Annotated in this window: 11 protein-coding genes; 10 read left to right on the top strand and 1 reads right to left on the bottom strand. The window is 38.7% G+C overall.

The features are described from left to right. Positions 1 to 196 precede the first annotated feature (196 nt). From QZN27_RS07365 to QZN27_RS07350, 4 genes are all read left to right on the top strand, one after another. Complete coding sequence (locus QZN27_RS07365; protein ID WP_296785808.1) at positions 197 to 865, top strand: YitT family protein; 669 nt, start codon at positions 197 to 199, stop codon at positions 863 to 865. Positions 866 to 880: 15 nt separating this feature from the next. After that, entirely contained in the window at positions 881 to 1,528 is a 648-nt protein-coding gene (locus QZN27_RS07360; protein WP_296785805.1) for a YitT family protein, read from the top strand. Between the two features lie 128 nt (positions 1,529 to 1,656). Next, on the top strand, positions 1,657 to 2,388 hold the full coding sequence (locus tag QZN27_RS07355; RefSeq protein WP_296785802.1) for a 6-hydroxymethylpterin diphosphokinase MptE-like protein: 732 nt from the start codon (positions 1,657 to 1,659) through the stop codon (positions 2,386 to 2,388). Positions 2,389 to 2,411: 23 nt separating this feature from the next. After that, positions 2,412 to 3,521, top strand: a complete 1,110-nt coding sequence (locus QZN27_RS07350; protein WP_296785800.1) for an ORC1-type DNA replication protein — start codon at positions 2,412 to 2,414, stop codon at positions 3,519 to 3,521. 102 nt (positions 3,522 to 3,623) lie between these two features. Here the strand turns inward: QZN27_RS07350 and QZN27_RS07345 are convergent, their stop codons facing one another. Further along, positions 3,624 to 3,800 (bottom strand): hypothetical protein, encoded by a 177-nt coding sequence (locus QZN27_RS07345; protein WP_296785798.1) that lies wholly within the window; start codon positions 3,798 to 3,800, stop codon positions 3,624 to 3,626. A 98-nt stretch (positions 3,801 to 3,898) separates the two neighbouring features. Here QZN27_RS07345 and QZN27_RS07340 point away from each other — a divergent pair, with 98 nt between their 5' ends. The 6 genes from QZN27_RS07340 to QZN27_RS07315 all read left to right on the top strand — a co-directional run. After that, on the top strand, positions 3,899 to 4,312 hold the full coding sequence (locus QZN27_RS07340) for an archease (protein WP_296785795.1): 414 nt from the start codon (positions 3,899 to 3,901) through the stop codon (positions 4,310 to 4,312). Between the two features lie 94 nt (positions 4,313 to 4,406). Beyond that, positions 4,407 to 4,727, top strand: a complete 321-nt coding sequence (locus QZN27_RS07335; RefSeq protein WP_296785793.1) for a hypothetical protein — start codon at positions 4,407 to 4,409, stop codon at positions 4,725 to 4,727. A gap of 68 nt (positions 4,728 to 4,795) precedes the next feature. After that, a complete protein-coding gene (locus QZN27_RS07330) occupies positions 4,796 to 6,244 on the top strand; it encodes an RtcB family protein (RefSeq protein WP_296785790.1) in 1,449 nt (482 codons plus the stop codon). 5 nt (positions 6,245 to 6,249) lie between these two features. Then, on the top strand, positions 6,250 to 7,008 hold the full coding sequence (mtnP, locus tag QZN27_RS07325) for an S-methyl-5'-thioadenosine phosphorylase (RefSeq protein ID WP_296785788.1): 759 nt from the start codon (positions 6,250 to 6,252) through the stop codon (positions 7,006 to 7,008). 33 nt (positions 7,009 to 7,041) lie between these two features. Beyond that, positions 7,042 to 7,362 carry a NifB/NifX family molybdenum-iron cluster-binding protein gene (locus QZN27_RS07320; protein WP_296785786.1) on the top strand — a complete coding sequence of 107 codons (321 nt, stop codon included), beginning with the start codon at positions 7,042 to 7,044 and terminating at the stop codon, positions 7,360 to 7,362. Between the two features lie 437 nt (positions 7,363 to 7,799). Continuing rightward, on the top strand, positions 7,800 to 8,380 hold a 581-nt coding region (locus tag QZN27_RS07315; protein WP_296785783.1), incomplete at its 3' end, for a 30S ribosomal protein S3ae.

Raw genomic sequence — 8,380 nt, 5'->3', positions numbered from 1 at the left:
ATTCATTAAAATTTCCTCCAGTAAGTAGCTTTCATAAAGCTAATTTATATCTTTAATTCTTATACTTATTAAATATTTTTAATATGACGGATATTCAATATGCAGTAAGTATTATTGTACATTTTCATACATTGTTTAAATTAGCATTATAATTTTTTGCACATTGTTTAAATACTATGTAATCCTATATATTTGTATGCAATTTAGCGGTGAGGAGTTAACGTTCAGGAGGGTCTTCAGCTATATTTTTGGCCTTTACCTGATTACATTGGGGGTGGCATTTTCAATCAAATCAGGATTGGGTTCAGCTCCTGTAAGCTCAATACCTTATGCGATGAATCTGATTTGGAATATTGAAATAGGTGTTGCAACATTCTTATTCCATTCATTGCTCGTAGCCATTGAACTGATTCTTCTTAAGAGGGACTTCAAAAGGAAGCATTTCCTGCAGGTTTTTGTGGGGGTCCTGTTTGGAGCATTCACCAGCTTCTCGGTTTCGCTGATGTATTTCATACCTCCGGCTTATAATTTACTTCTGGCGGTTTTGATGTGTGCAATTTCAATATTGCTCATCGCACTTGGGCTGTTTTTCTATGTGCCTGCAAACATCATTCCTCTTTCCGTTGAAGGAGTCACACAGGCAATTGCAATAGTTTCAAACCGACCGTTTTCCACAATCAAGGTTTATTTTGACATTTGTGTCGTTTCAACAGCTCTTATCTTGAGTTGGGTATTTTTAGGGGAATTTGGAAGTGTCGGACTCGGTACAATAATTGAGGCCCTTCTGATTGGAACAACTGTCAGATACATCCACAAACTGAACCTTCATCTTACAGGCAAGCATGTGGATTTAAAAAAGATGTAATATATATCTTATAGTATGATTAAAAGGAGTTGTCAGTTTGTAGCGGGATTGTTCATAATGTCATTCGGTGTGGCATTTTCAATAGTGTCAACCCTTGGAACAACACCTATAAGCTCCATTGCCTATTCTCTTGTTTTGATTACTGATATCAACATTGGAATAACAACATTCGTCTTCAATGCGGCACTGATTCTCCTTCAATTTCTGATTCTTCGCTCAAGATTTCACAAGAAAAGACTGCTTCAGCTTATCAACTGCATAGTATTCAGCTACTTCAACGCTTTGGCGCTGGCCGTCGTTTCACAGATTCCCTTTGACGGGTCAGTCCTGATGATGGCCGTGTTTTTGATTTTAAGCATATTCCTGATAGCTTTCGGCATATTTGTCTACATGCCTGCCAATATAGCTCCTCTTCCGGGTGAGGGATGCGTTGAGGCAATTGCCATCGTTACCGGCTGGAGGTTTTCAACCATTAAAATAGGTTTTGATGCGACAATGGTTGCAATAGCGCTTCTGATGTGCTGGCTGTGGTATGCTACCCCTTTCGGTGCGGTAAACATTGGAACAGTAATTTCAGCCTTCATGGTGGGCTTCACATTAAGGCAGATCAATAATATCTATGCACACATTACAGGAAAGCCGGTCAATATGGTTCACAAGTGATTTTTTAAAATTCAAATCAACATTTCAAAAAACCGTTGCTCTGCCCTTGACTGTTTTTTCCACATCGGTTTTTAGACAAATTATTTAACAAATTAAAATCTTAATATATATTATAGTGAGGTTTAAACATGGAATTTGGACTTTGGGAAAAATATTATACTGAAATTCTTGATGATTTTGGATTTTCACGTGAAAACGATGAGGAATCCGCAAAGCTTTTGGATGAGATACTGTCAACTGAAGGATGCCTTACCCTGGAGGACTTGAAGGGATTCGTTGACTTTTCAGATAAGTTCATCGTATTCGGTGCAGGCCCGTCCTTAAGGGAGCATGTGAAATACTTGAAGGATAACTATGACCTGAGGGATTACGTTTTAGTCGCAGCCGACGGTGCCACAACCGCTTTGATAGAGCAGAAGATTGCACCGGATATAGTTGCAACAGATCTTGACGGAAATCTTGACGATATACTTCTTGCCAATTTCAGAGGGGCAAACGTCGCAATCCATGCCCACGGCGACAACATCGAAAAGATTGCAAGCCTGACACCATTTTTCACAAACGTTCTGGGAACCACCCAGGCACAGCCTATCGGAAACCTCTACAACTTCGGAGGGTTTACCGACGGTGACAGGGCAATGTTTCTGGCGGTTGCATTGAATGCAGAGGAAATCATACTGGCCGGAATGGACTTCGGCGATGTAGTGACCAAATATTCAAGGCCAAACATCGAAACTGACACTGCCAAGGCCGATGAGTTCAAAAGGAAAAAATTGGCATATGGCGAAAGGTTCACCCAGTGGATAATCGACAATGAGAATGTCAAGATGACAAATCTATGTGATGAAAATCTTTTATAATAATAACAATAAAATATGATAACATGGGAATAGAAGATATTTTGATGGCTGATGAAAGTCTTTTTCAAGACATAAATGCTTTTGATCCGGACTATGTCCCTCAAAACTTCAATTACAGGGATACTCAAATGGAAGCAATGGCAATAGCGATAAGACCTGCCATGAGAGGGGGCAAACCTTCAAATGCAGTTATTTTAGGCTCACCTGCAACAGGAAAGACAACATCAATGAGAAAGGTCTATGAGCTTGTTGAAAAGAACACTGAAAAGGTCGTATGCGTCTATATAAACTGCCAATTGCACACAACACGTTTCGGAATCTTTTCACAAATACATAAAAAGATTTTTGGCCATGCCCCTCCCGAAACAGGAATTCCTTTTTCAAGAGTCTATGACAAAATCATGAAGGACCTTCAGAAAAACGACAAGTCACTTGTGGTTGCATTGGATGACGTCAACTACCTGATTCAATCTAAAAATGCAAATAAGGTATTTTATGATTTGCTCAGGGCATACGAGGAATATCCTGGAGTGAGGACTTCTATTTTTGCAATAATGTCAGATCTGGAATTCAAGTATTCCTTTGACAAGAACGTGAATACCGTATTCATTCCCCAGGAAATCGTATTCCCATTATACACTCATTCCGAAATAGAGGATATCTTAAGGGACCGTGTAAAGGCAGGCTTTTTCCCGAATGTTCTGCCGGATGACATACTTGAGCAGGTTTCAATGTACACCTTTGAGAATGGGGATTTGAGGGTTGGAATCAACCTTTTGAAATCATGCGGCAACATTGCCGAAGCCGATGCCAGCCGTGAAATAACCCAGGAGCATTTTGACAAGGCAATCGAGTCTCTGGTATCAGTCAATGTCTCTGAAACATTGAAAGGTTTGAACGATACTGAAAGGGACATCTTAAAAATGATTGCAGATAATGAAGGAATGTGCTCTGCAGGTGAACTGGCTGAAAAGTATAAGGAAAAAACAGGTTCCAGCTATGCATCATTTAACCGTGCAATCGATAAGCTGGAATTCGTAAGATTGATCGATACCAAGTATACAGGAAAAGGGGTTAGAGGAAATTCCAGGGAAATTATATTGCGTTTCAACCCCGATGACTATGTAATATAGTTTTCCTGTATGTGGGAAATTAGTTTTTGTTAACATTAGAGTGCTTGCATGGTAGCAGTAGTCTAATGTGCAACTAAAAGGGTTTGGCATCGAATGTCCAATTTAGATAATTGGAGCTTGAGCTGCTACAACTGAAATAACAGATAAAAGTAGTCCTGCTATAACTACAAGAACTACCATGCAAGATTGAATGTCCAAATTGCTATATAGTATTTCGTCTTTCATTGAATTTCTTTTTCTTAAATCTACTTGAAGTGTGGTGTCTTTATTTCCTAACATTTTAATCACTAATTTAAAATTGTAAAAAGTACATATATAAGCAAAGAGTGAGAGCATTTGAAAAGTAATATAATTTTTACATTTATGGTGAAATCTCTATGAAAAAATATGAATATTTTGAAGCAACGGCCGATATTGGCCTTAAGGCATATGGAAATGATATAAATGAAGCCTTTGAAAATGCAGGTCTGGCCATATTTAACATAATATCAGACACTTCCAACATAACTCCATTGGATGAAATAGAGTTTGAAGTAACATCAGAAGACGAAGTGTCTCTTTTGTATGACTTTTTGGAGGAGCTTCTGTTCTATCATGAAACTGAATTCATGCTGTTCAGCCGCTTTGATGTCAAAATCGATGAAAACTTCCATCTGAAAGCCAAAATCAAAGGTGAGGAGATAAATTGGGACAAGCATGAAAGGAAAACCGAAATCAAGGCAATAACATTTCATAAGATGGCGGTTAAAAAAACTGACCATGTCGAAGTCCAGGCCATTGTCGATTTGTAGAATTATCTCAAAAATTTGGCATCGATTCAGCCGATAAACTGTTTTTGTTGGAAATGGGTATTCTTTATATAATATTCCAAATATAGTTATAATCATGAAAAAGATTAAAATCATCTCAAGAAACTTTGAAATGATTATGGGTATCATAGGCTCAATCATTGGAATTTTTTCAGGATCATTTCTAATATTTTTGAAAAGTGTCGGACCGACACATGCCCCATTTTTAGGCATTGTTGCAATTCTGGCATCTATTTTAGGGCTGGCTTCAACATATTACGTTAGAAAAAATCCGAACATGGCGGGAATAGGATTCGTCATAGCCACAATGTTTGTCATAGTGGGTTCAGACTACATCAATGTGATAAGCGCAATATTTCTGCTTGTTGCCGGAGTTTCAGCACTGTTCAGAAAATAGTTCTTGTTCACCAAAACCTTATTTAAACACCATGAATATATATTAAAACATAATATTTTTGTGATACTATGAGCATTAAAGATGAAATTAAAAAAGTTAGAGATAACGTTTATGAAATCCCTGGCTCCTATAACAAATCAATGAGGGCCTCAGGGAGGTTTTATATAGCTGATGAATTTATTGACGATTTGGAGGAAGGGGCCATCGAGCAGATTGTCAATGTGGCATGTCTTCCGGGGGTTCAGAGATACTCAATAGGACTGCCTGACATTCACTTCGGATACGGTTTTCCAATCGGTGGAGTGGCAGCATTCTCCCTTAGAAACGGTATAGTCTCTCCTGGAGGAGTGGGATTCGACATAAACTGTGGTGTCAGAATGATCCGCTCCAACCTGGGCATGGCAGACATTGAGGACAAGCTTGACGAATTGACCGAAAAGCTTTTCAAAAACATACCTTCAGGTGTGGGAAGCAAAGGCAAAATCAGACTCGAGCAAGATGAAATCAACGATGTTCTTGACTACGGAGCCGAATGGGCTGTCAAAAACGGCTACGGTTGGGAAGAAGATCTGGAAGTACTTGAAGAAAACGGAAGAATGCTTGATGCGGATTCAAGCATCGTGTCTGACAAGGCCAAAAAAAGAGGAATTCCACAATTAGGGTCTCTTGGTTCCGGAAATCACTTTTTGGAAATTCAAATAGTCGATGAAATCTATGATGAAAAGGTGGCTGAAGTCTATGGCCTTAAGGAAGGAATGATTGTCGTCATGATTCACACAGGCTCAAGAGGATGCGGACATCAGATATGTTCCGATTATCTCAGAATCATGGACAAGGCCTACAAGAAGTACAAAATCAACATTAATGACAGACAGCTGGCCTGTGCACCGCTTGATTCCAAGGAAGCTCAGGATTATATCCAGGCAATGGCTGCAGCGGCCAATTACGCATGGGCAAACCGTCAGATGATGACCCATTGGGTAAGGGAAACCTTCGAGGAAGTCCTTGGCAAATCTGCCGAAGACATGGAAATGGGCATTGTCTATGATGTGGCTCACAACATCGCCAAAATGGAAAGGCATAAGGTCTACAATCGTGAAGAGGAACTTCTCGTTCACAGGAAAGGCGCTACAAGGGCATTCGGTCCGGGAAGGGAGGAAGTTCCTGAAAAATACAGGGAAGTCGGTCAGCCTGTACTTATTCCGGGTACAATGGGAACCGCTTCATATGTATTGTGCGGAACAGAAACTGCAATGGAAGAGACTTTCGGCTCTACCGCTCATGGTGCAGGCAGAATACTTTCACGTTCAAAGGCCAAAAAGGATTTCGATGCTGATGAGATTACAGACGATTTGGCGGCAAAAGGCATCAAAATCAAGGCAACCAGCAAACATGTGATTGAGGAAGAGGCTCCTGGTGCATATAAGGACGTCGACAGTGTAGTTCGAGTATCCGACAGTACCGGAATTGCAAAACTTGTTGCAAAAGTCAAACCATTATCAGTATGTAAAGGATGATTAAATTGATAGGCATAATTGGGGGAAGTGGGGTATATGAGATTACCCAAAAAGCCGATTCTTGCACCAAAAAATTAGTCCATACAGACTATGGTGATGTGGAAGTTTCAATGTTGGAGATATTCGGCAAAAATGTGGCGTTCATACCGAGGCATGCCGCCGGCCATTCAATACCTCCGCACAAAATCAACTTCAGGGCAAATATCGATGCCCTTAAAAATGTCGGTGTCACAAAAATAATCGCAACAAACTCTGTAGGCTCAATGAATGAGGATATGCCTCCCGGATCATTTGTTATTCCTGATGATTTTCTGGATTTCTCACAGGACAGGGTAAAGACATTCTATGAGGATAAGGTGGTTCATATAGATGTAACCGAAGCATATTGTCCAAGCCTGAGGGATGTTCTGGCCAAATCAGGTGATGTCATCCTGGGCGGAACATATGTATGCACTGAAGGTCCAAGATTCGAGACTCCTGCAGAGATTAAAATGTTCAAAATGCTTGGGGGAGACCTTGTCGGAATGACTGGCGTTCCTGAAGTCACTCTCGCCCGTGAAAGGGAAATCTGTTATAATTCAATATGCATAGTATCCAATTACGCTTCAGGAATCTCTCCGGATGAGCTGACTATCGATGAAGTCTTTGAAATGGTTGCAAAAAAAGAGGCTGAGCTACTTGAGCTGATATACAATTTCATAAAAAATGTGGATGATGACACAGATTGCATGTGCAATCATGCATTAGATGGTGCTGAAGTATAATTATTAAAATAATTAATGGAGTGGTGAATTAGAATGCGTTTGGCTGTAGTGTCTTCCGACGGTGAAAATGTGGACCTTCACCTCGGCAGGGGAAAGTCAGTTTTCATCTATGATTATGATGGTGAATTGAACTTTGTCGAGCAAAGGGACATTGAAATCGCTGACGATGCAAAGCATCAGGGCGGAAAGGTAATCAAAACCTGCAGTGATTGTGATGTTTTGATTGCAGTTCAATATGGATTCAAATCCAAAATCAAGGCTGAAGATGCAGGTATCAAACTGGTCATGGATGAAGGGCCGATTGATGATGTCCTCAAAAGGTACATTGATCATGTCGAATTCATGAAGAAATGATATATTGTATACATTTTTTCAGTCTATTGTAACATTTACAATATACATTTTAAGAGCTTGATTTTAAATTTCAAGCTCAGATTTTCATCTTTCGTAAAACTTATTATTTTGGGATGAAAATTTATTATTTTTATTTTTTTAAAATTTTTCACGTATTGGTGAAATTTCAATAATCTTTATATATCATGAATAAAATAAGTAATTATAACCTTTATGGGCGGGTTTTATAAATTAAAACTTAATTAAAAATATTTTCTTAAAATAACGTGAGAATAACTCACAATAGTCGAATAAACGATTGTAAATCTATACTTATTTGAAATCATTTTTACAGTTTAATTTAAGTAGTATACTTAATTTTGAGACTATTTTTAAAATTTTAATGGCGAAACGCTATATTACAATATATAAATATATAATTATAAACGGTTGATATAATGGCAAAAGCAAAAGCAAGACGTAGAGTACGTGATACATGGAAAGAAAAGTCCTGGTACACTATCAAAACACCAGTGAACTTTGAAGACAAAGAAATTGGAGAAACTCCAGCTAAAGATCCGGAACTTCTCATTGGTAGAGGAGTAGAAGTTACCATGAGGGAATTAACCGGAGACTTCTCAAAACAATACATCAAACTCAGGTTTGAAATTGACAATGTTGCAGGTAATGTTGCAAACACCAAATTTACAGGTCACAAAACAACTACCGACTATGTAAGAAGTATGATCAGAAGAGGAACTTCCAGAATCGATGCTTCCGCTATAGTCAAAACCAAAGATGACCGCAAGTTAAAATTACAAGTTTTAGCAGTAACCATCAGAAGAGCTAAATCTTCCCAACAAAGATTCATGAGAAAAACCATCGAAGATTTACTCGTTGAAGCAGCTGCTGAAAGATCATTTGATGAATTAGTGACTGTTTGTGTAAACGGTAAATTAGCATCTGAAATTTACCACAACGCTAAAAAAATCTACCCTCTCAAAAGAGTGGAAATCATCAAAAGTAAAGTAATCAAATA

It is taken from the genome of uncultured Methanobrevibacter sp., from assembly GCF_900316895.1.
In the GTDB taxonomy this organism is placed as follows: Archaea; Methanobacteriota; Methanobacteria; order Methanobacteriales; family Methanobacteriaceae; genus Methanocatella.
Note: the sequence above shows the minus strand (reverse complement) of the source record. Positions and strands in the feature narration are given on the sequence as shown.

Bases quoted from the DNA above. Each gene is read 5' to 3' on its own strand.
- QZN27_RS07365 (WP_296785808.1), top strand. From the start codon at position 197: ATGCAATTTAGCGGTGAGGAGTTAACGTTCAGGAGGGTCTTCAGCTAT.
- QZN27_RS07360 (WP_296785805.1), top strand. From the start codon at position 881: ATGATTAAAAGGAGTTGTCAGTTTGTAGCGGGATTGTTCATAATGTCA.
- QZN27_RS07355 (WP_296785802.1), top strand. From the start codon at position 1,657: ATGGAATTTGGACTTTGGGAAAAATATTATACTGAAATTCTTGATGAT.
- QZN27_RS07350 (WP_296785800.1), top strand. From the start codon at position 2,412: ATGGGAATAGAAGATATTTTGATGGCTGATGAAAGTCTTTTTCAAGAC.
- QZN27_RS07345 (WP_296785798.1), bottom strand. From the start codon at position 3,800: ATGTTAGGAAATAAAGACACCACACTTCAAGTAGATTTAAGAAAAAGA.
- QZN27_RS07340 (WP_296785795.1), top strand. From the start codon at position 3,899: ATGAAAAAATATGAATATTTTGAAGCAACGGCCGATATTGGCCTTAAG.
- QZN27_RS07335 (WP_296785793.1), top strand. From the start codon at position 4,407: ATGAAAAAGATTAAAATCATCTCAAGAAACTTTGAAATGATTATGGGT.
- QZN27_RS07330 (WP_296785790.1), top strand. From the start codon at position 4,796: ATGAGCATTAAAGATGAAATTAAAAAAGTTAGAGATAACGTTTATGAA.
- QZN27_RS07320 (WP_296785786.1), top strand. From the start codon at position 7,042: ATGCGTTTGGCTGTAGTGTCTTCCGACGGTGAAAATGTGGACCTTCAC.